The following is a 22,362-nucleotide window of genomic DNA, read 5'->3' on the forward strand; positions in this document are numbered from 1 at the left end:
AATATATAATTAGTTGCTTATCGATGAAAATTTAAATTTAAGCAATGATTTATCGAATGAAAAGAGTGAAAAAATGAATAGAAAAAATCTAATTTTAGCTATTCTATTAGTATTCGTTGTAATATTAAGTTCAAGTTTAGTATTTGCTCAGGAAAGTGCAGATACACAATTACAACAATCTAATGATATAGCAATAATAAGTCAAATTGACGATAATAAATTATCATCAGAACAAACTATTATTGCAAACTCAACAAGTGAAGAAATACAAGAAAAAATCAATAGTTTATCTGATGGAGATACCCTGAATTTTGAAGCCGGAGAATATAAGGACATCTGTATTTATATAAACAAAAACATTACAGTAAACGGTAACGGTGCAACCCTGATAGGTTATGACACACCTTCCAAGGACACAACTCCTCAAATTATTACAAATTCAACTGCTGATGGAGGATATGCAATCGGAAACCTTGCGACACTATACATTGTCAAAACCACAGGAGTCACAATCAACGGATTGACAATCATTGGAGGAGCGAACAGCGCATCAACCTATTCCAATGCATTGGTATATGCAATGAACTCCCATAACATGACATTCACCAACAACGTTTTGGACGGATCCTCATGGGGTTTATACCTGCAATACTGTAATGATGGAAAAATAACCAAAAATACAATACAAAACCAGGCTACTACCGGTATTCTTAACTTCGGTTCAGCCAGAACTGTTATCGAAGAAAATACTGTGATTAATGCTAAAAATCACGGTATCGACGTAAGGCACGGAACCGGACCAAACGTTCAAGTGATAAACAACAAAGTTATCGGTTCAAAAGAAGGAATCTATCTGATGCACTCTAAAGGCCATACTGCAGCCAACAACACTTTAATCAACTGTACTATCAGTTCAATTACCTGTTACGGATCATCCAACATCAAAATCAATGGAAACAAAATGCAAAAATCCAGAATAGGTGTTCTGTTAGGCGGAGGATACTCCCAAATCACCATCGGCGAAAATACTTTTGCCCTTGATAACTTGCCATATCCTCCAACATTCGCATATTATGTTGCTGAAGCAAAATCTGATTATCAGAGCGCTGCGAACATGATGGGAACCCACTCTGACAGTTCAACCAATTCCCCTAACTACATCGCATTTACAGGAATTGACACCCCGAAAGACATTGCAATAGACTATGACACCATCCTGGCAAAAACCGGAACTGAATGGAGCGTTCCTGAAGGAACTTCCTCTTCAGATATCCAAAAAATGATTGACGGCATGAACGATGGAGATTCCTTAAGCTTTGCTGAAAATGCAGTTTATGAAAACATTTCAATTTATACTGATAAAAACATTAAAATTTTCGGAAACAACGCAACTCTAATCGGATATGACAACATTGACCTAAGCAATGTTCCTGAAAAAGTTAGAAAATCAACATCACAAGGCGGATATGCAGTAGCATACCGTGCAGTATTGTATGTATTGAATACAACCGCTGCAGTTGTAAGCGATTTGAACATTGCCGGCAAATATCCTGGATATGACACAACAAAGGCAACAACAACCACTGACGAATATAAAACTGCAGGAATCTATGCTGATCAGAATAAAAGGTTAACAGTTACCGGATGTGATGTTAGCGGAGCATCATGGGGAATTTTCCAGCAATACTCTGCAAATAGCATCATAAGCAAAAACAATGTCCATGATATCTACACCACAGGAATAATGAACTTCGGTTCTCCAAACGCACTGATTTTGGAAAATACCATTACAGATGCTGTAAACCACGGAATTGACGTAAGGCACGGAACCGGACCTAACGCAACAATAGCTTTCAACACAATTACCGGTGCGAAAGAAGGAATCTATCTGATGCATTCCAAAGGCCATAATGCATACAACAATACAATAAAAGATTGTAAGATTAGTGGAATTACCGCATACGGTTCTGGAAATGAAGCAATATTTAACAACAGCATTTCCGGAAGCAGAATTGGAATATTGCTTGGTGGAGGATACTACAACGTAACTATCGGTTTAAATAAATTTAATTTAGACTTCCTGCCGTTCCCACCTACTTTTGTAACATACCTTGCAAGAGCAGACAGCAAATACCAATCAGCAGACAATGTTATGAGAACTTTCTCAGATAAGGAAACAGTTAACATGAACGTAAGTGATGTTATTTCAGTTGGTTACACAGAAAACGGATTTAATGTGACTCTGCTTGACCAAGACGGAAAAGCAATTGCAAAACAATCAATTATTGCATGCATTGACGGCACAAACTATACTGCAGTAACCAATGACAAAGGAATTGCAACAGTCAACACCCATTTGGCACCTGGAAATTACAGCGTGGATATCATATTTAAAGGAACTGACAATTATGCTGAAGCAAATGCAAATGCGACATTAAACATTGTTGACGATAGAACTGCTACAGCATTAACAGCTGCCGGAAAAACAGTTTATCTAAAAGCAATTGTATCAGGATACAAATACCAAGTAACTCTTAAAGACAATAATGGAAATGCTTTGGCAAATAAAACTGTAAGTGTTGTATTTAACGGTAAAACCTATACTTCTAAAACCAATGCTAACGGCATAGCCAGTTTTACCCTAAAAGCAACAACAACCGGATCTAAAAAGGCAACTGTAAAATTTGCTGGAGATGAAGAATACAAATTTATTACCAAAACCGCAACAATAAAAGTCACCAAAGAGGCATCCAAATTAACTGCCGCCAAAAAGACTTTTAAAGCAAAAACCAAAACCAAAAAATATACTGTTACTTTAAAATCCAAATCCAACAAGGCTATTGCAAAAGTAAAAGTTACACTCAAAGTTAATGGTAAAACTTACAAAGCCACTACCAATTCCAAAGGAAAAGCAACCTTAAAAATTACCAAATTAACTAAAAAAGGCAAATTTACTGCAGCAGTCAAATTTGCAGGAAACAAATACTACTCTGCAATAACAAAAAAAGTAAAAATAATAACAAAATAAGAGATTTGAAAAAATCTCTTTTTATTTCTTTTTTTTGATTTCAATAATTATTTCTGCGAGTATATGCAGTGTAAATAATGAATATGCCGATTAAAATTAAAACAATTTGAGGAAATATTGCAAATATAATGGCAGGAATAATTCCTAATTCAGCCAAAAGCCATAAAACGCCATATATAACAAGTAAAACTCCAAACAGAATAATTATCCTATAAAGCAAACCTTTCAAATCATATAAAGGCATTCCACCGAACGGGCCTTGCATCACATCACCTATAACTCTTTGGTTCCTTCAGGTGTTCCTACAATGACCCTGTCAACCATCTGTGAAAATATTCCGTTTTCAACAACACCCGGAATTGAATTCAAGTCGATTTCCATATGAGATGGGCTGTCAATATTGTCAAACTTGGCGTCGATTACAAAATTGCCGTTATCTGTTATTACAGGACCGTCCTTTCTTTGAGCCATTCTTATCTCGCAAGTTGCGCCCATGTCCTCCAATGTCTGTATTACCATTCTTGATGCATCAGGCAATACTTCTACAGGAACCGGAAATTCACCTAATTTTTCAACACATTTTGATTCATCAACTATTACTATGAATTCCTTTGCAGCATAATCAACAATTTTTTCTTTAGTATGGGCAGCTCCACCGCCTTTAATTAAATTAAACTGTGAATCAACTTCATCCGCACCGTCAACAGACAAATCAATATCATTCTCTTCAAGGGTAGTTATAGGAATGTTCCACTGTTTGGCTATAAGCAATGATTGAAATGATGTCGGAATTCCTTTTACGCTTATTCCCTCATCACGAATTCTCATGCCCACCTTTTCTATGAAGTAATGGGTTGTTGAACCGGTACCCAGTCCCAAAACCATTCCATCTTCAACATATTCAGCAGCCTTATATCCTGCATTCTTCTTACTGGAGTCGTTACTACTTGCGCTTTTCATCATATCACAAATCCTAAAGTCAAATTATTCAGATTTAATCCTTTTTTACATTCTTTATGCTTACCGTTGTTTTCAAGAACTATGCATTTGTCGTTTTCAATCAATCCTTCAGGGAAACATAAATCATGAAACTCACAGGTTTCATCACAATCAGGAGCATTATATGTGAATGTTGATCCTTCAAAAATACTTTTTGAATCTGTCAATAGAGTTATTGAAGCTCTTTCTATTTCAACAGGAATAACTGCATCTTCTGCATGTATTGGACATTTCTGTTCGTTGTCTTTTACTTCAGTTATTACATATTTCCTGTTTTCTTCAAGATTACCGATACATGAGGATTTAAATCTACATTTTTCACATTCAGGTGCTGGACCTAAAAAAACAAATTCCTGACCTTCCTTTGCAAGTTTTTTACCTATTAATGTAATCATTAAATCACCCCAGTTTTTTGCGCTAATTCATGTGCCGCTTCTTTTGAAATTCCATTGTCTCCTAAAATTGTATATCTTTCAGGCCTAATTTCATGAGCCATAACCAATGCATCGATGATGTCATCCTCAGATATTCCAACCTCTTTAGCAGTTGTTGGAGCCTGCACAGCCTTCAGTGAATCACGAATAGCTTTCCAGTCACCGCCATGAAGGTACATCATCATTATTGTTCCAATACCACATTGCTCACCATGCAAAGCAGGTTTATCAAGGATCTTGTCAAGGGCATGGGAAAAAAGATGTTCAGAACCGCTTGCAGGTCTTGAAGAGCCTGCAATGCTGATTGCCATTCCTCCGCTGAAAAGAGATTTCATGACAATTCTGGCACTAGGTTCAAGATTAGGCTTGATGTTGGCTACATTATCAGTTATGAGATGTGCAGACATTATTGACAATGCTGCTGCAGATTCACTGAACTGTTCATTTTTAAGCCTGTGTGCCAGCTCCCAATCCTTGATTGCAGTAAAGTTAGCTATCAAATCAGCACATCCTGCCGCCAGAAGTCTGAACGGAGACTGTGCAAGAACCTCTGAGTCTGCAATAACTGCAATAGGTGAGTGTGCATTTACGGATATTGAAGTATTAGGATTTTTTATTGAGGCCATAGGAGATACAATACCGTCATGAGAAGCTGTTGTAGGCATGGAAACAAAATATACACCCTGATTGAATGAAGATAACTTGGCTACATCAATAACCTTTCCTCCACCAACACCTAAAACGCATGTTTGTGGTGTGATCAGTTCTTCAACTTCAGATATTGAATCATAAGATGCATTGTTGACTTTGATTACATCATATTCAATATTTTCATTTTCAAGGCTTTCGATTACCGGTTTTGCACCTATATCAAAGGTATGGGCTCCGGTAACAATCAATATCTTTTCATCCAAATGCAACGACTTGCAAATCATTGCTGTATCTTTAATTATGCCTGGATCAATGTAAACTTCACGGGGCATTTGTATTTTCCTATTACTCATAATTATCTCCTAAATAAATTATACAGTATTATATATGTTAAGATAATTATAAATAGATTTCTTATTATCCCTTACAAAAACTTAATAGTTATTAAAAACAGATATTTTAACATTAAAAATTATTAGGTGATAAGGTGGAAAATTTTGACGAATGGTTTCATGATATTTTAGAAAATGCAAATATTACTGATTCAAGATATCCTATTAAGGGAATGGCAATTTGGATGCCATACGGTTTTCAGATTAGAAAACACACAATGAACATTATAAAAAAATTACTTGACAAGGACCACGATGAAGTACTGTTTCCTATGCTCATTCCGGAAGCGGAACTTGCAAAGGAAGGAATCCATGTCAAAGGATTTGAAGATGAAGTTTACTGGGTAACCAAAGGCGGTCAGACAGAACTGAATGAACACCTGGCATTAAGACCTACCAGTGAAACCGCAATGTATCCTATGTATGCACTATGGATTCGCTCACATATCGACCTTCCGATAAAATACTATCAAATCGTGAACACTTTCAGATATGAAACCAAACACACCAGACCACTGATACGTGTACGTGAAATTACAACATTCAAAGAAGCACATACAGCACATGCAACCAAAGAGGAATCTGATGAACAGATTCAGGACTTCATTGAGATATACAAAGAGTTCTTTGATGATTTAGGACTGCCATACTTAATCTCAAAAAGGCCGGAATGGGACAAGTTCCCTGGTGCTGACTACACCATGGCATTCGATATCATAATGCCAAACGGAAAAACACTCCAGATCGGTACAATCCACAATTTAGGCCAGACCTTTGCAAAAACATTCGACATTAAATTCGAGGACAAGGACGGCGAGCACAAATATGTCTATCAGACCTGTGCAGGAGTATCCGACAGAATAATCGCATCAGTGATTGGAATTCACGGAGAAGAAAAAGGACTCAGACTTCCTCCAAAAGTATCACCTAACCAAGTTACAATAATCCCAATCATATTCAAAAAAGGAAAAGAAGAAGTTATGGCCAAATGCAGTGAAGTTAAATCACAGCTGGAAGCCAAAGGCCTGAGAGTGAACATGGATGACAGAGACATCAGACCAGGTAAGAAATTCTTCGACTGGGAACTTAAAGGAACACCTGTGAAACTTGAAATCGGACCACGTGATTTGGAAAACAACATTACAGTTGCAATGAGAAGAGATGAAGAAGAAAAAATAGAACTTCCATTGGATGACAACCTGGCTGATGCAGTTGTTGACCTTCTTGAAAAGACACAGGAAAACCTTTCCAAATCAGCATGGGATTTCCAGGCTGAACATGTCAAATTCACAGAAAATCTGGATGAAATTCCGGAACTTGTAGAAGCAGGAAATGTTGTTAAGTTCAGATGGTGCGGTGACGAAGCAATCGGAAAAGAAATCGAAGAGAAAACCGGTTATGACATTTTGGGAATTCAGGAAGAGATTTCTGAAGGCAAATGTATAGCCAGTGACAATGATGCAAAATACATGACTTTAATAGCCAAAACTTATTAAGTGATTTGAATGGACAACATTTACGCAATAATACCTGTGACAAAATTCAAGAATGCAAAAACCCGCCTTTCTCCATTTTTATCTGAAAAAGAACGAGAAAACCTTCTGAAGGCTATGCTTCATGACGTAACTGATACCCTGAGAAAATATGTTGACAAAATCTATATTATCAGCAGGGATGAAGACGTTTTGAGTTATGCTGAAAGTCTTAACGTTAATACCATACTTGAAAATGAAAATTCAAACCTGAATAAGGCATTGACCCAGGCCATGAAAATCTGTAAAGGAAAAACCAGAAAAGTCATAATTGTTCCATCAGACATCCCATTAATCGGAAAGACAAACCTTAAGATATTAATTGACGCTTCCAAAAATCTTGATTTTATCATTGTTCCATCAAAAGGCGGAGGAACAAACATGATAATCATGAAACCTATGGCCATCCGCACAAGATATGAAGGTTTCAGCTACAAAGAGCATCTGAAAGTCGCAGAGAGGAAAAATCTTAATCCTCAAGTTCATGATTCATTTTTCATGGCATTGGATGTTAACACAACAGAAGATTTGGGAGAAATCATGATTCATGGGGATAAAACACATACCAGACAGTACCTCAAAGAACTGAAGGTAAATGTGGAATCCTTCAGGGGCAGCGAAAGGCTTAAAGTTACAAGAGATGATTAAATGATTGTGATGTCCATTGCTGGTGTTGACCCCTCAGGAGGAGCAGGCGTTCTTGCAGACATCAAAACATTCCAGGCAATTGGAGTTTATGGATGTGGAATCGTTACTGCACTCACTTCCCAAAACCCTTATAAATTCTTCTCAACACAACCAGTTTCACCAGAATATATTGAAGAGCAAATCGATTCCGTAATGGATGCATATGACATTGAATTTATCAAAACAGGAATGCTTTATTCACCGGAAATAATCAGATTAGTTTCAAAAAAAATCAGGGAGTATAATTTGAAGGCCGTTGTTGATCCGGTAATGGTTGCAACATCAGGAGGAGACCTGACAAAAGAGGACATTGCAGATGCATTTAATAAATATCTGCTTCCCAACTCTATTTTAACAACCCCAAATATTGCGGAAGCTGAAAAATTATCAGGGCTAAAAATTAACTGTGAAAAAGAAGCTATTGAAGCTTCCAAAAAAATTAAATGCAATAACCTCATCACAGGCGGCCATCTGGATGGAATTAATACAATTAACATTAATGGCGAAGTTACAATTAAAAAACAGGAACTGATTAAAACCAACAATCTGCATGGAACAGGATGTAATCTGTCTTCTGCAATTGTGGCTTTTCTTGCAAAAGGCAATGATATGCAATCATCAATTTTAAAATCTTTGGATTATGTCTATGAAGGCATAAAAAATGGAAATTATGGTACATTAATAGCTAAAATGTAACCAATTTCCTTATTTCAGAAAGATTGTCTTCGATGAACGGTTTATATTTGGGATTAGCTAAAACTTTATATTGCTTTAATCCTCTTTCTTCATACGCTTCACCCAGCAATCTTTGTATCTCATCAATATCTGTCTGAAGCAATATTTTGAGTTTGCTTTTTTGATTGTCAGATATCTTGGCTAAATGAGATTCGATTTTTGACTGAAATTTTGAAACAACATTGGTATTTCTTTTTGCAAAACGCTCAAGCAGGAATGCCGGAGCGAATTTGAACAATGATTCATAAGCAATAACATCATTGACTGTAATTTTTTCATCACTCATTAAAATCACCTAATACACTTAAAAAAAGAATAATAAAAAAGGGTTGAATATCTTACCTATTCTCCCATGTCCAGATTTTCAACAATGGATTCCTGAAGTTCTATAAATTCAGGAGAATCTCTTCTTCTTGGCCTTTCAATGTCGACATCAATAATTTTTGCGATTCTTCCGGGTTTTTTATCCATCAATACGATTTTATCCGCAAGAAAAACCGCTTCGTCAACATCGTGGGTTACAAAAACTATTGTATTTTCAAATCTTTTCCAAACCCCAATGAGCTGTTCCTGAAGCTTGTGTCTATTTTGCATATCCAATGCAGAAAACGGCTCATCCATAAGCAAGATTGGTGAATGGTTAAGCAAAGATCTAATAATTGCAACCCTTTGTTTCATACCACCTGAAAGTTCATGAGGATAGCTATCCTTAAAGTCAATTAAACCAACACTTGTGAGATATCTTTCAGCGGCCGCAATGTTTTCCTGCCTGGAGCCTTTCTTTGTCATCTCCAAACCGAAAGTCACATTCTGCAAAACAGTCAGCCATGGGAATAAAGAGTATTGCTGGAAAATTACTGCCCTGTCCCCGGATGGCTTTTTGACTACTTCACCGTTTGCAACAATTTCGCCTGAAGTTGGCTGATCCAAACCGGCAATCAATCTTAAAAGAGTTGTTTTTCCACATCCTGATGGACCTAAAAGGCAAACCAATTCTCCGTCATCGATGTTTAAATTGATATCCTTCAAAACAGTTAGAGTTTCTGTTTTTTTACTTTCAAAGGATTTGTTAATATTTTTTACTTCAATTGACAAAATAACACCTACCAGAAAATCCTATTTTGCGCTTTGGTAAATACAAAGTCTAAAATCAATCCAATTAAACCTATGACAAGCATACCAACAACGGTAGTACCTGTATCAAACAGGTTGGTTGCTGTTAAAATCATATAACCTAATCCACTGCTTGAACCAATCATTTCTGCTGAAATTGTACACATCAAAGCAATTCCAACACCCACTTTCAAACCTGAAACAACATACGGAACTGCAGACGGAACTACAACACGCCTTAAAACATTCCAGTCATTAGCCCCCAAAGTCTGAGCAGATTCAACCAATACTTTATCTGTTCTTTTTACCCCATCAATAGTATAAACCAGAATAGGGAAAACACAACCCATAAAGATGATGAATACTGCAGGAACGGTTCCAATACCAAACCACAAGATTGAAAATGGAATCCATGCAACAGGAGGAATCGGCCTTAAAATACTTATTACGAAAGTTGCCAAATCTTCAAGTGTCTTGTACCATCCAAGCAATATGCCCAATGGAATGGCAACAATTGAAGCCAATATCAAACCTGCAAATACCTTGAATAATGTGTCGAAAGTGTTTGTAAATAGTTTTCCGTTTTCAATTACTACCCAAGCGGAATTTACAACATCGATTGGGCCAGGTAAAATATATGAAGAAAATAATCCTAAACCATTAGTAACCACATACCAGAATAATATAATAATTATCGGTAAAATCAACGGTATGAATTTATTTTTATAATTATCCAACATCTCATCACTTACATAAAATTTTTATACAATATTAATATTGTATTAATAGTATAAAAACTTTAAAAAAAAATAAACTAGTCAATAAAAAAGTGAAAATAAAAAAATTAAAAAAATAAAATGTCTGATTTCAAGAGAAATCAGAATATCTATTGTGCCATCTTATAAGCATCGTATGCAGCATAGATTGAGAAGATTATATTAATAATTGAACTCAAAAATCCAGTGAAGAAACCAACAACCATTAAAACAATCAGAATCACGATGAAAATTAATCCTTTTTTCATATCTCCAGCATAGATTTGACCTAAACCAGGAATAAGGAATGATAATATCGCTGCAAGAATAGGATTTGCCATATTTTTTTTACCTCCATTTAACTATTGTTATTAAATTTATATGCACTACTATATAAAGTTATTACAAAATTTAACATAAGATAATTTTTTAGAAAAAAAAGAAAAAATTATGAAGCATCAGCCACTTCAATAGCTTCTACTTCAATTTCATTTGAAAATTTGTCTGTGTCCAGAACAGATTTGGTACTCATCGCACCGAACAACATTGTTGACAGATTATGTATCATTGAAGATGTTGAAGGTGGAATAACGCCAAATACTCCTAAAACCAAAAGAGTTCCGTTTACCATGACAATGTTGCGATAATTGACGTTGATTTTATCAAGCATACCGGTACTCAATTTTCTAAGTGTTACAAGATCGTATAAATTATCGGACAGCAATGATATGTCGGCCACTTCACGGGCAATATCTGATGAATGTTTCATGGAAACAGACACATCAGCTGCAGCCAATGCAGGTGAATCATTTATTCCATCACCAACCATTATGACTGTTTTTCCATCCGCTTTAAGTTCTTCAACAATTCTTGATTTGTCTTCAGGAAGCACCTGTGAGCGATACTCTGTAATGCCTAATGCTTTAGCACCTGCTTTAGCACCGCTTTCACTGTCACCTGTGAGCATTATGACATTTTCTATGCCTAATGACTTGAGTTCTTCAATGACATATTTCGCCTCTTCACGTACAGGGTCGTCAATGCATATGATTCCTTCAAGTTTTCCATCAATAGCGAAATAGACAACTGAATGTTCTTTTGCCTCTTTGGCTATCTTTTTCTCCTGTGTTTTGGTGACTTTCACTTTCTCATCATCGAACAGGAAGTGTTTTGAACCTATGACTGCGCGTTTACCGTCATATTCTGTAACAATACCATGGGCAACAATATATTCCACTTCACTGTGGTCTTCTTCATGTTTAAGACCTTCCTCTTCAGCTTGTTTTACGATAGCTGTAGCAATACTGTGTGCAAAGTGCTCTTCAATACATGCCGCCATCCTCAAGATTTCATCCCGGGTGTATCTTCTAGACATTGCAATGACATCCACTACCTTCGGAGTTGCATTTGTCAATGTTCCAGTCTTATCGAATACAATAGTATCTGCATTGGCATAAGCTTCAAGGAACTTTCCTCCTTTTACCATCATCCTGTTATCTGATGCTTCACGCATTGCAGAAATAATGGAAAGTGGAGTGGTCAGTTTGATTGCACATGAGAAATCAACCATCAAGACAGATAGTGCCTTAGACGGATTCCTTGTAATGAGATAAGTGAGTGCTGTTGCAATGAAACTGTAAGGAACAATTGAATCGGCCAATTTTTCAGCTTTACTTTGAGTTTCAGCCTTGAGTTCCTCTGAGTTTTCAATCAGGTCAATAATCTTGTTAAGTCTAGTTTCCTTGTTCATTGAATAAACTTCAACAACAATGTTTCCTTCCTCTATAACAGTACCCGCATGGACAGTCTTGCCTTCGGATTTGTGAACCGCCAAAGGCTCACCAGTCATAGAAGCCTCATTAACCATAGCGTCGCCTTCAATTACCTTACCGTCAACAGGAATTACGTCACCCATATGGATTTTTACCTTATCGCCTTTTTGAATATCCATTGCGGAAACCTGTTTTTCTTCTCCATCATCTCCGACTACCCAGACTGTATCAATGTTCAATGCAAGACTGTCTTTTAAAGTGCTTTTTGCTTTTTGAACAGTATAGTCTTCTAAAGCGTCGGAGATGGACAATAAGAACATCATAGAGCTTGCAGGTTTATATTGTCCTTGCAATAGAGCACCTGCAACTGCGGCACCATCAAGCAAAGCAACATCTATATCGAAGCGAGTCAAACTGTCAAGACCTGCCCAGATGTATTTGGATGCACGATATATTGTTATAACGTTGCGAATTGGAATCGGCAGGAATATCCTTTCAAGATATCTTCTGCCTATCATTTTTGTCAAATTCCAAAAGAAATCATCAGTTATTTCTTTTGAAACCTGTGCCTGTGTCGGTTCACCCTCAAAAAGGTCATCCAGAGTAATTCCATCGAGAATGCTGAATATTTTTTGCTTGCTTTCACCGGACCCATCATAATATATCAGAATACTGCCGTTTCGATGGGATGTATAAACTTCATGGACAAAATCATGTTGTAAAAGTAATGATGCGATACCATATCCTTCCTCTTTTGTGAAGGCCCACTGGCCGGATCGGACTCTTATACGGGACCCTTTGTCATACTTTACTTTATATTTCATTTTATAACCCAAATGAAATTATTCTTTTGATTCAACGTAAATTTCGGTTTTGTCTTCTTCGTGAGCATCAAGAACTATTTCTTCAGCGTTTTCTTTCATATCTTGGTAGCATTCTTCTGCATCTTTCCTAACAGACATTACGGATGCCATACCTTGGGTTGCTGCATCTTTTACAGCTTTGGATTCGAGAATTTTTTTACCTACAATTGCAGTTGCTACTCCAGCTGCAAAAATCAACAAATGTTTATGTTCCATACATGTATCTAAAAATTTACTATTATCTCTTAACATATTATACACCATTCAATTCTTTTAAATTTCGTGAAATACAATTCACATGATTAATTTTTATTTTTGACAATATATAAATTTTAGGAATACCTAAATTTTTTCTGTTAATCAATATCACTCAGCAAACTTTAAATAAAAGAAAAAAATTTACCAAAGCCTAAAAATTTATCCGAATCTAACAACTTAGATTACATTTATTCTTAACTAATTCCAAGTATTTAAATTTTATGTTGAAAATAAGCATTTTTAGGTAAAACTAAGAAAAAATATTTAGTTATACTAAAAAAAACACGAATAAACAAAAAAAATATTTAGTTATACTAAAAAAACACGAATAAACAAAAAAATATTTATCCCGCATAAAAATATCGTGAAAAATTTGTCAGATTATCCTCTTCAAAAAAAAGTAAAATGAAAGACTCGAAAATCAGCATGAAAACAATGCCTATTTCTCGTCTTAATATATGATTTTAAACTGCATCTAGTGAATTTTAACTGTAATCTAATATTGCAGTCAAACCTAGAACGGAAGCTCCAGATATTTGTTCCACAGAGTAAATTTATTTACATTCCATGAGGAAATGCTTCCCAACTTATTGGCCAAATCTGTTGTATCACCACAAATCCAGGTATTGTCAACCAGAACCTGTGTCCATACATGACCAAAGGTTTTCTTATCGATAACCATGGTACATGATCCGTGAACATATCTAGCCTTTAAACCTGCAGCTCTATACATTGCAATCAGAAGATGCGCATGGTCAGCACCGTTTCCCTCAAGGGACTCCAATGTTTTTACAGCACCTTTTTCTGTATCGAAATAATATTTATATTTAATGTTGAGCTGCACATACTCAAACAGAACTCTTGCCTTATCCATATCGCTAGTTAAATCTTTTGTTAATGATTTTACAAGTGATTTAATCTTTGCATTGTTGACCTGACAATTTTTGGTTGCCTGGAGATATGCACTTGAAGCGGCACCATTTTTCTCATTGATTCCATTGGCATATTTGGAAAGAGTAACTGTTGTGGTGCCTGAAGTTGAACTGAAGTTGTAGTCATTGTCTCCCTTAAACTTAATGGAAAATTGATATTTTCCTACCGGCGCAACAGCGTTAACAACCGCATGGCCATTAGCATCAGTCCTTCCCTCATAAGTTTTACCGGCAATACTTAATTCAACATATGCTAAGGATATAGGAGTTCCGTTGGAATCTTTCAGATAAACATCAAATGTCTGCAGAGTGTCTTTATATGAGGATTTGTAACTGCATGTTAAAGTAGTGTTGGCTCTTTCAAATACAGATATTGTGGATGATCCTGATGAGGACTTAAGTTTGGAATCTCCGGAAAATTTATAGGAAACTGTATAGTTACCAACATCCAAATCGATAGGAATTGATGCCAATCCTGAATTATCAGTCTTGCCTGTAAAAGTTTTACCGTTGATTTCGAAACTGACTGTTTTTTGCATCAGAGGAACATCACCCGCCCCCAATACTACAGAAAATGGAGTTCCTGCAAAACTACCAATTGACGCTACATCATCAGCGCTGAATTGAGTGTCTGAAGTACCCAATATTGTAACATACCTGCTAACAAAAGATGATTTGAAAAACTTTGTGCCATAGAACTCGCAGTCCAAATTATGAACGCCCGGTGAAAGTGAAGGTAAATTGAAACTGATTTCACCATTGCTGTCTGTCTTTTTGGAATAAGCCTTATTATCAACAACAATGTCTATTACTTTTCCAGCGTTTGAATTATCATCCAAAGCAGTTGTTAACTTGACTTTGATGGTCTTGGTTTCATTTGCAAAGAAAGTGTATGAACTTGTTGTCACTTTAGTTGTTGCAAGACTATATATTTGAACTGTGCATGTTTTTGACAGACCGTCAGGATTATAGCAGACAACCTTATATGTACCTTTATTAAGACTGTTGAGTGTTAATCTCAACTTACCGTTAGCATAAGTTCTATAAGTGTAAGTCTTACTTTTGATTTTGATTTTAACTTTAGTTTTAGCCAACGGCTTTCCATTACTTTTAAAGAATTTGATAAGGAATCTTTTGCTGTCTCCCTTTACCTTTTTAAAGTTGGAAGCAGTGACTGTTGATAAAATTTTAAAGGTTGTTGTTAACTGCTCTCCAGTAGTCGGATTGGTTGTGGCTACCTTATATGTACCCGGTTTAAGGTTTACTGCAAGGCTTGCCACCCCTTTACTGTTTGTTTTCGCAGTGTATTTTTTCCCATTTACTGATATGGTGACCTTCTTGTTCTTTAAAACGTTCCCATTTGAATTCAAATAGGTTGCCTGATATTTTTTACTCCCCTTATAATATTTTGAAATATCTTTGGCCTTGATTGTAGTCAACACTTTAAATTTAGTTGACAGACTGTTACTGGCATTGAAATCGTCATCCCCTGCAAAAATTGCAGTTGCAAGATAACTTCCAGGATTCAATTTCAGTTTAACACTGGCTACTCCTTTGGAATTGGTCTTTGCAGAATAATCAACATTATTGATTGAAAATTTAATAGCCTTATTTGCCAATGCGTTACCGCTGTTTGAATCGATAAGTGTTACCTGATAATTTCCATTATAATAAATTTTACTTGTTGGTGATGTCAATTCTGTTTGGTTTTTACTATCTTGTTCAGATGAATCTTCATTAATCTCAGATTCATTGTTAGCTTCCAATTGATCATTTTCTTCAACTGAAAGCGCAATATCATCACTGGAATCGATTACAGTTTCATTTACATCGACCGCATAAATTGAACTGACCGATATAAACAAAAACAATGCCAATAATATTGCAAAAGATATTCGTTTTGTCGAATCATATAATTTCATTTTAATCACATCAAATATATATTATTTTAAATGATTAATATACTTTCGTTTAATTTATGGGTCTAAATTTTTTAAAACTGAATGGATTTAATTTAAATTATACCCCAGTTGAACTGACAAAAAAATCAAATTGAATTCATAGGAGCATTATTTCCAAACCCCCAGCTAATGGTTTTATATGAATCCCATTTTTAAAAGAAAACAAATAGAAATTTAAATAATTAAACGGAAAAATCAATTTAAATAAAATAAATAACAATAATTAAAAAAAAAATTTCATAAGGCCAATTGGGTTAAACAGTGTTTTGGACATTTCATGATGCAGTGAAGACAATGGCTGCAAAGTCTGTTGTTGAGTGTCCATGTCCTGTTGTGCACGCTAACAGCTATTGCATTTGTAGGACAGACAAATTCACATTTACCGCAAAGAGTACACTGCTTAATGTTGTTTGAAATACGCCATTTAGGCCTGTATGATGATTTCATCACTTCAGAAAAAAGTAATCTTCCTATATCCAATCCTATTGAAGAATGACCTCCACGATGTCTCATGCAATCCCTCATATTTTTTCGTTAATATTTAGTTATACCTAAATATATATAAACATTTTGGTATACCTAAAAAATTTATAGGATAAAATTATATAAGATTAAATTAAATATCTTTAAAGAAAACTGGTGAAAAATATGAACATACACAAAAAATTTTTCTCAAAAATAGGATTCAGCTATTTGGCTTTAGCCATAATGGCCCTTGTTTTCCAGATAATAATAATCAACATAGTTTTCTATTCCGGGTCTGATTTGATTTCAGACTTCAATGCAGTAAACATATTGTCAGCATTCTGTAACTATGTTTTGCCACTGCCAATCTTTTTGTACATGATGAAAAGGATTGGAAAACAAAAAATGGAGAAAAACAATATCGGCATCACCAAATTCATAAAATACTTTGCAATCACAATGACACTCATGTGGGCGGGAAACATTATTGGCCAGATAATAACCACCTTCCTTGGAGGAATTGCACAGGTGGAAATACAAAATCCTGTCCAGAATCTAATTAATTCAACAGACATGTGGTTGAATGTAGTGTTAATCAGCATAATCGGACCTATCTTTGAAGAATTCATATTCAGAAAAATTTTGATTGACAGAACAATAAAATATGGTGCCTATGTAAGCATCATTACATCAGCAATAATATTCGGATTTTTCCACGGAAACCTAAACCAGTTATTCTATGCATTCCTTATGGGAGGATTTTTCGCATACGTATACATAAAAACCGGAAACATAATCTACACAATGCTTTTGCACATTACAGCAAACCTGATGGGATCTGTTGTAAGCCTGTTTCTGGCCCAATCAGCACTGGCACTGGCTTCAGGAGGGACAAATCCAGTTGACTGGGCAATTGTGGGAATTTATGTAATAATTCTCGTAGTTTCATTTTTCATTGGACTGCTTTCACTTTACAACTACAAAAAAGCAAAATTCAATGGCGTGAAAACAAAAATAGGGCTGGACAAACCTCTGAAAACAATAGTGCTGAATTATGGGATGATTTTCTTTTTGGCATTCTGCATAATTGAAATAATATACCAAATCACTATGTAAAAAAAAATAGTAAAAAAAGATTGAATGTTGTTTTTTTAATCCTAAATCGAAAAGAAAATTAAGCCTTATCTTCTCTTTCCTCTTCAATAGCTTCTACAACACTATTTAAAATTTGAAGTGATTTGGAAAATGCAGGCATACCTGAAGTCAGTAAAACTACCCTTAAGACATCAACGATTTCTTCTTTGGTAATTCCCAATACTTCAATTGCACTTCTAATCTGTTTTTTAGTAGCTCTTGGATCTGCACGGGAAGCTGTAATACCAATAGCGATTAATTTTTGAGTTTTATAATCTAAGACTTTTCCATCCCATACTGTTTCATTAATGTTAGATACCAACTCAAATAAATCAGGATGACTATCTTTTAACTCTCTTATACCTTTGCCGTAATATACATCGCCTTTCATATAATAACCTCAATTATCTTAATTAATATTATTTTACTTTTTTAAATTATATATAAATAGCTATTTTATTATATTTAAAAAAAACATCAACATTAACATCAATTCTTAAAAAAATTTGTATACCTACAAAAAGTAATGTAGAGAAAAATCGCATATTTACCATATGATCTGGAGTTAGGGATTCAAGAGGTTAGTTTGGAAGTAACTATTATATTTTAAAATTTTATTTACAAATTGTAACTACAAGAATTATTGTATAGTTCTCAAAAATCTCAAAACAAAAAAATGTGAATATTTCTAAACGAAAATATTTAACATAAAATTTGCCAATCAAAAATATAAAAATAATTATAAAAACTTTTCAGATTCTTTCATAAACTCTTCATCATGTTTTATCCATATTTTGTAATTCTTTCAGTAATTCCATCAACAGTACCATAATCTGCATCTTCACGTAAAGATTGTACATGTGCAAGATACTTGGCAATTTCCAGTCAAAATCATCTTGATTTACATAAATTTGACCAAAGGCAGATATTAAACCTTCTTGAGATTTAGTATAATGCCCTTTTTCAACCATAATGTCTTAGCAGTTAAAAACGTGCATTAATATGATGCACTAACTGGTGTCGCATACTACTGATTGTAGTCAACAACACGGTTTTAAATAATACCTGTAGCATATGGTTTAAAATCTTGTTCTAATCATTTGTTTAAATTGAATTCATTTAAGTTAATTTAAAAGAGTTTTTATACATTTATTTTCCTAAACTAATCTCCAATAATACTTCTGAGAATAATATGATTGTGAGAATACATCAGATTACAAGAACGCAATATGGGTTTCATCAACTTTTTCTAATGTCTTCAGGTTCATTGCCACTTAATCTGCAGTTTTTAATATTAGATTCTTTTGCATTGACATTGTATATTGCACCGCCATGCCATTTTGCAGTATTTTTGTCGAATATGGAGTCGATTACATTTAATTTGCCCCCAATATTATCAATTGCTCCTCCATCACTATTTGAGGCGTTTCTCTCGAATGTTGAGTTTGAAATATCCAATTCATCATCATAATGCTGTATTGCACCTCCAGAACTGTTTGCCGTGTTTTCAGCAAATACGCATTCGGTGATGTTCAGCCTGCCTTGGCCGTTGTATACCGCTCCACCATAATGCGCCGCATTTCTGGTGAATGTGGAATTTATAATCTTCAATCCGTTTCCATTATTGTGTATTGCGCCTCCTCTGAACTTTGTAAATCCGTTTTTCAGCGTGATATTTTTGACTTGAATGTTTTCACCTGCAAATTCAAATATTCTTGTCAATCCCTGGGCATCTATCGTATGGCCGCCCCCATCAATGATGAAATCATTTCTATCGATTTTAATCCCATCTTTATAAGTCTTATATTCATTGCCCGATGCATCTAAAAGAATATTGCATTCCAGTTTTATTCCGTTGCCTGCGGCAGATATCAATTCGGTGAGGTAAGTGAAATCCTTCTGATTTTCATTCAATGATTTCAGCTGATAGAATTTGCCTTCATCACTATTTTGAAGAGGCATTGGCTGAGAGATGTGTTCTTCAGAAAATACCCTTGATCGATTGAATATGTCGCTTCCATCCTTATATGCAGCGTTATTTGCAAATCCACACTCAGTTAAAGTCAACTCACCGCCATTGCATATTGCACCTCCATATGATGATACTGTATTTTTTGTAAATGCAGTGTTTGAAAGCTTCAGCTCACCAAAATAATTGTTTATCCCTCCACCTTCATTTGCCATGTTTTCATCGAAGGTTGAATCTGAAATATTCACTTCTCCCCCAGCATTAAAAATCACCCCACCAAACTCTTTTGCAGTGTTTTGGACGAATTCAGTATTGATTATGCTTACGTCTCCATTGTCATTTAGTATTGATCCTCCGTTGCGTTCTGCCGTGTTTTGGATGAAAGTCGAGTCGGTGATGTTTAATGCACCTCCATTATTGTGTATCACCCCTCCCTCTTTTTCAGTCGTGTTTTTGGTAAATCTGGAATTGGAGATATCAAGCTTTCCTCCATAGATATGTATTATTCCACTTTCTGATTTTGATGCATTTTCTGTGAATGTGGAATCACAAATTCTTAATTCTCCATCAGAACTACGTATTATGTCTAAATTTTTGATGAATACGGAATTTGATATGCATAGCTTTCCATGTGAATCATATATTGTTTGGCCAGTATTCTGGGCGAATGTGGAATCGGAAATATCCAATTTTCCGTCAAAGTTTTTTATTGCTTCACCTGCAATTTGCGTAAACTTCGAATCAGAGATGATCAAGTTAGTATCCGAGCCATATACTGCTCCACCAGTGATATGTGTAAATTCACAGCCACTTATGTTCAGTTTTCCTTTTTTGACGTGTATCGCACCCTGATTATTTTCACACACATTATTTATGAAGCTGCAGTTTTCCATCGTCAGGTCATTTCCTTTGTTGATTCTTATTGTCCCTCCTGAGATGTTTAATTGATTATAATGAGAATTTGGCTGATGGGCATTTTTGAATATGATGTTTTTTAAGGTGACATTGTTTGCGGTAATGATAAAAATTCGTGTTTTATCTCCTCCGTCAATTGAATGTCCTGCCCCATCAATTATCAAATCGTCAACATCAAGTTCGATTCCCCCTTCATAAAAGAAAACTTCATGGCTTGAAAGATTTATGTCATGGTCGAGAACTATTTTTTTGATATTTTCTTCATGGATTTTTTCATCTAGCCATCTGAAATCAAATTTATTCCTATCAGTGTCACTTTCTACCAATCCATTTCCATAAATTTTATTTTCAAGGTTTTTGGACTGATGCAGAAATGTGTGGGTTTCATTCAATATGCTTTTTTCATCATCCTTTATTTCACAGCGTATTAAAGTCAGATTTCCGCAATTGATTATATTGTTCGAATCATCACTAAGATTGCCTTCAAAGACAGTGTTTTGAAGCGTGCATGAAAATCCCTTATTTAAAATCACGGCCTTTTCAACCTTGTTTTTAAAAAATTTTCCTCCGATAATGCTGATATTGAACTTTTCGTAGTTATTGTATAGGACATATTTTGTTTTGTTATTGATGAATTTACAGTTTTTTGATTCTAGAAATGCTCTATTGAAGATTATGCTATCTGAAGAGTTATTGGCGCAAATTTCACATTTTACAATATTTAATTTGTCATTATTGTATATTGCACCAGCAAATTTAGCAGTGTTTTCAGTGAATGTGGAATTCGTGATATCTGCCTCACCATAATTGTATATTGCCCCTCCCCATATGGCAGTGTTTTTAAAGAAGTTGGATTCGGTAATATTCAGATTGCCTTTGACATTATATATTGCTCCCCCATCACTGTCTGATGTATTTTCAGTGAATGTGGATAAATTTACATTTAAATGACCCCTATTATTGACTATTGCCCGACTGGTGTTTTTTTCGAATGTGGAATCTTTAATGTTGATTTTTCCTTCATGATTGTATATTGCCTCGCTGATGCTTTTAGAAAATGTGGAATTGATGATGTTCAACTCCCCCTCCCAATTCCTTATTGCTCCTCCATTTTTCTCTGAAGTGTTTTTTTCGAAAGTGGTATCAGTGATAACAGCCTCGCCATAATAATTGTCTATTGCTCCTCCATATTTTGCAGAGTTTTCAATGAATGTGGAATCCTCAACAGTCAACTCACCGTGGTTATTGTATATTGCACCAGCAAGTTTAGCAGTGTTTTCAATGAATGTGGAATCCTCAACAGTCAACTCTCCATGGTCATTGAATATTGCTCCGGATGTTTTTTCCTTAAATCCATTTTTCAAGACTAGATTTTTAATCATGACATTTTTTGCGCTACATTTGAATATTCTTGTTTTTCCTTTAGCGTCGATTGTATGGTTGTTTCCATCAATGATCAAATCATCCGCATCCAATTTAATTCCTGCAGAATATTCCACCTCCTCCCCATCATTTAAAATAATATCTGAATCCAAAATGATTTCTTTTTGCCCATTGTGGATTAAATCATCAAGATATTTAAAGCTTTTATCTATTAGGTGTTTGTTGTCTCTTGTTTCATCCTCTAATTCCAAGGTTTTGGTTTCTTTCTCATTTAAATTATTGTGACTTTCAATAGAATCTGTTTTACCAATGATATTATGCTTTTCAACATCATCTTTTTTTGCAGACCATAATGCCTTTTTAAGTTTATCTTTAAAACCCATA

The 22,362-nt window shown here is 35.0% G+C and carries 20 protein-coding genes; 5 read left to right on the plus strand and 15 right to left on the minus strand.

Translation table 11 applies throughout. The features are described from left to right. The first annotated feature begins 73 nt into the window (after positions 1-73). Complete coding sequence (locus tag ACKI2P_RS05520) at positions 74-3,028, plus strand: NosD domain-containing protein (RefSeq protein WP_407375769.1); 2,955 nt, start codon at positions 74-76, stop codon at positions 3,026-3,028. 40 nt (positions 3,029-3,068) lie between these two features. On the opposite strand, the gene ACKI2P_RS05525 is transcribed toward ACKI2P_RS05520, so the two are convergent. Genes ACKI2P_RS05525 through ACKI2P_RS05540 form a run of 4 tightly spaced genes read right to left on the minus strand, consistent with a single transcriptional unit; the run spans position 3,069 to position 5,465 of the window. Beyond that, positions 3,069-3,293 (minus strand): hypothetical protein, encoded by a 225-nt coding sequence (locus ACKI2P_RS05525; protein WP_407375770.1) that lies wholly within the window; start codon positions 3,291-3,293, stop codon positions 3,069-3,071. An 8-nt stretch (positions 3,294-3,301) separates the two neighbouring features. Further along, positions 3,302-3,988 (minus strand): ribose-5-phosphate isomerase RpiA, encoded by a 687-nt coding sequence (gene rpiA / locus ACKI2P_RS05530; RefSeq protein ID WP_407375771.1) that lies wholly within the window; start codon positions 3,986-3,988, stop codon positions 3,302-3,304. Further along, positions 3,988-4,422 carry a UPF0179 family protein gene (locus ACKI2P_RS05535; protein ID WP_407375773.1) on the minus strand — a complete coding sequence of 145 codons (435 nt, stop codon included), beginning with the start codon at positions 4,420-4,422 and terminating at the stop codon, positions 3,988-3,990. The genes rpiA and ACKI2P_RS05535 overlap by 1 nt, the downstream gene beginning before the upstream one ends. Next, positions 4,422-5,465, minus strand: coding sequence for an NAD(P)-dependent glycerol-1-phosphate dehydrogenase (locus ACKI2P_RS05540; RefSeq protein WP_407375775.1), 1,044 nt, complete (start codon positions 5,463-5,465; stop codon positions 4,422-4,424). Before ACKI2P_RS05540 ends, ACKI2P_RS05535 begins: the two co-directional genes overlap by 1 nt. A 134-nt stretch (positions 5,466-5,599) precedes the next feature. On the opposite strand from ACKI2P_RS05540, the gene proS reads away from it, so the two are divergent. Genes proS through thiD form a run of 3 tightly spaced genes read left to right on the plus strand, consistent with a single transcriptional unit; the run spans position 5,600 to position 8,419 of the window. Continuing rightward, positions 5,600-7,000, plus strand: coding sequence for a proline--tRNA ligase (gene proS, locus ACKI2P_RS05545; protein ID WP_407375776.1), 1,401 nt, complete (start codon positions 5,600-5,602; stop codon positions 6,998-7,000). 9 nt (positions 7,001-7,009) lie between these two features. After that, complete coding sequence (cofC, locus tag ACKI2P_RS05550; protein ID WP_407375778.1) at positions 7,010-7,684, plus strand: 2-phospho-L-lactate guanylyltransferase; 675 nt, start codon at positions 7,010-7,012, stop codon at positions 7,682-7,684. Further along, positions 7,685-8,419 carry a bifunctional hydroxymethylpyrimidine kinase/phosphomethylpyrimidine kinase gene (gene thiD, locus ACKI2P_RS05555; RefSeq protein WP_407375779.1) on the plus strand — a complete coding sequence of 245 codons (735 nt, stop codon included), beginning with the start codon at positions 7,685-7,687 and terminating at the stop codon, positions 8,417-8,419. Here thiD and ACKI2P_RS05560 read toward each other — a convergent pair. The 8 genes from ACKI2P_RS05560 to ACKI2P_RS05595 all read right to left on the minus strand — a co-directional run bounded on the left by ACKI2P_RS05560 (position 8,409) and on the right by ACKI2P_RS05595 (position 16,625). Further along, positions 8,409-8,744, minus strand: a complete 336-nt coding sequence (locus tag ACKI2P_RS05560) for a hypothetical protein (RefSeq protein ID WP_407375780.1) — start codon at positions 8,742-8,744, stop codon at positions 8,409-8,411. The genes thiD and ACKI2P_RS05560 overlap by 11 nt on opposite strands. Before the next feature lie 56 nt (positions 8,745-8,800). Continuing rightward, positions 8,801-9,553, minus strand: a complete 753-nt coding sequence (locus tag ACKI2P_RS05565) for an ABC transporter ATP-binding protein (RefSeq protein ID WP_407375782.1) — start codon at positions 9,551-9,553, stop codon at positions 8,801-8,803. Positions 9,554-9,561: 8 nt separating this feature from the next. Next, complete coding sequence (locus tag ACKI2P_RS05570; protein WP_407375784.1) at positions 9,562-10,311, minus strand: ABC transporter permease; 750 nt, start codon at positions 10,309-10,311, stop codon at positions 9,562-9,564. 146 nt (positions 10,312-10,457) lie between these two features. After that, the gene (locus tag ACKI2P_RS05575) at positions 10,458-10,667 is read right to left on the minus strand and encodes a DUF6677 family protein (protein ID WP_407375786.1); all 210 of its coding nucleotides are present in this window, start codon (positions 10,665-10,667) and stop codon (positions 10,458-10,460) included. A 107-nt stretch (positions 10,668-10,774) separates the two neighbouring features. Continuing rightward, positions 10,775-12,922: a heavy metal translocating P-type ATPase gene (locus tag ACKI2P_RS05580; RefSeq protein WP_407375788.1), complete on the minus strand. Its 2,148-nt coding sequence runs from the start codon at positions 12,920-12,922 to the stop codon at positions 10,775-10,777. An 18-nt stretch (positions 12,923-12,940) separates the two neighbouring features. Next, entirely contained in the window at positions 12,941-13,177 is a 237-nt protein-coding gene (locus tag ACKI2P_RS05585; RefSeq protein WP_407375790.1) for a DUF6110 family protein, read from the minus strand. Between the two features lie 556 nt (positions 13,178-13,733). Next, complete coding sequence (locus tag ACKI2P_RS05590) at positions 13,734-16,073, minus strand: transglutaminase domain-containing protein (RefSeq protein ID WP_407375791.1); 2,340 nt, start codon at positions 16,071-16,073, stop codon at positions 13,734-13,736. Positions 16,074-16,349: 276 nt separating this feature from the next. Then, entirely contained in the window at positions 16,350-16,625 is a 276-nt protein-coding gene (locus ACKI2P_RS05595; protein WP_407375792.1) for a 4Fe-4S dicluster domain-containing protein, read from the minus strand. Between the two features lie 135 nt (positions 16,626-16,760). Here ACKI2P_RS05595 and ACKI2P_RS05600 point away from each other — a divergent pair, with 135 nt between their 5' ends. Beyond that, positions 16,761-17,693 (plus strand): CPBP family intramembrane glutamic endopeptidase, encoded by a 933-nt coding sequence (locus ACKI2P_RS05600; RefSeq protein ID WP_407375794.1) that lies wholly within the window; start codon positions 16,761-16,763, stop codon positions 17,691-17,693. Positions 17,694-17,751: 58 nt separating this feature from the next. Here the strand turns inward: ACKI2P_RS05600 and ACKI2P_RS05605 are convergent, their stop codons facing one another. The 3 genes from ACKI2P_RS05605 to ACKI2P_RS05615 form a co-directional block, all read right to left on the minus strand. Continuing rightward, on the minus strand, positions 17,752-18,102 hold the full coding sequence (locus tag ACKI2P_RS05605; RefSeq protein ID WP_407375796.1) for a carboxymuconolactone decarboxylase family protein: 351 nt from the start codon (positions 18,100-18,102) through the stop codon (positions 17,752-17,754). Between the two features lie 385 nt (positions 18,103-18,487). Further along, a complete protein-coding gene (locus ACKI2P_RS05610) occupies positions 18,488-18,682 on the minus strand; it encodes a hypothetical protein (protein ID WP_407375798.1) in 195 nt (64 codons plus the stop codon). A 268-nt stretch (positions 18,683-18,950) separates the two neighbouring features. After that, a partial coding sequence (locus tag ACKI2P_RS05615) for a right-handed parallel beta-helix repeat-containing protein (RefSeq protein WP_407375799.1) occupies positions 18,951-22,362 on the minus strand: 3,412 nt, incomplete at its 5' end.

The sequence above is a fragment of the Methanobrevibacter sp. genome (assembly GCF_045541095.1).
Classification (GTDB): Archaea; Methanobacteriota; Methanobacteria; order Methanobacteriales; family Methanobacteriaceae; genus Methanocatella.

Bases quoted from the DNA above. Each gene is read 5' to 3' on its own strand.
- ACKI2P_RS05520 (WP_407375769.1), top strand. From the start codon at position 74: ATGAATAGAAAAAATCTAATTTTAGCTATTCTATTAGTATTCGTTGTA.
- ACKI2P_RS05525 (WP_407375770.1), bottom strand. From the start codon at position 3,293: ATGCAAGGCCCGTTCGGTGGAATGCCTTTATATGATTTGAAAGGTTTG.
- rpiA (WP_407375771.1), bottom strand. From the start codon at position 3,988: ATGAAAAGCGCAAGTAGTAACGACTCCAGTAAGAAGAATGCAGGATAT.
- ACKI2P_RS05535 (WP_407375773.1), bottom strand. From the start codon at position 4,422: ATGATTACATTAATAGGTAAAAAACTTGCAAAGGAAGGTCAGGAATTT.
- ACKI2P_RS05540 (WP_407375775.1), bottom strand. From the start codon at position 5,465: ATGAGTAATAGGAAAATACAAATGCCCCGTGAAGTTTACATTGATCCA.
- cofC (WP_407375778.1), top strand. From the start codon at position 7,010: ATGGACAACATTTACGCAATAATACCTGTGACAAAATTCAAGAATGCA.
- thiD (WP_407375779.1), top strand. From the start codon at position 7,685: ATGATTGTGATGTCCATTGCTGGTGTTGACCCCTCAGGAGGAGCAGGC.
- ACKI2P_RS05560 (WP_407375780.1), bottom strand. From the start codon at position 8,744: ATGAGTGATGAAAAAATTACAGTCAATGATGTTATTGCTTATGAATCA.
- ACKI2P_RS05570 (WP_407375784.1), bottom strand. From the start codon at position 10,311: ATGTTGGATAATTATAAAAATAAATTCATACCGTTGATTTTACCGATA.
- ACKI2P_RS05575 (WP_407375786.1), bottom strand. From the start codon at position 10,667: ATGGCAAATCCTATTCTTGCAGCGATATTATCATTCCTTATTCCTGGT.
- ACKI2P_RS05580 (WP_407375788.1), bottom strand. From the start codon at position 12,922: ATGAAATATAAAGTAAAGTATGACAAAGGGTCCCGTATAAGAGTCCGA.
- ACKI2P_RS05585 (WP_407375790.1), bottom strand. From the start codon at position 13,177: ATGGAACATAAACATTTGTTGATTTTTGCAGCTGGAGTAGCAACTGCA.
- ACKI2P_RS05590 (WP_407375791.1), bottom strand. From the start codon at position 16,073: ATGAAATTATATGATTCGACAAAACGAATATCTTTTGCAATATTATTG.
- ACKI2P_RS05595 (WP_407375792.1), bottom strand. From the start codon at position 16,625: ATGAGACATCGTGGAGGTCATTCTTCAATAGGATTGGATATAGGAAGA.
- ACKI2P_RS05600 (WP_407375794.1), top strand. From the start codon at position 16,761: ATGAACATACACAAAAAATTTTTCTCAAAAATAGGATTCAGCTATTTG.
- ACKI2P_RS05605 (WP_407375796.1), bottom strand. From the start codon at position 18,102: ATGAAAGGCGATGTATATTACGGCAAAGGTATAAGAGAGTTAAAAGAT.
- ACKI2P_RS05610 (WP_407375798.1), bottom strand. From the start codon at position 18,682: ATGGTTGAAAAAGGGCATTATACTAAATCTCAAGAAGGTTTAATATCT.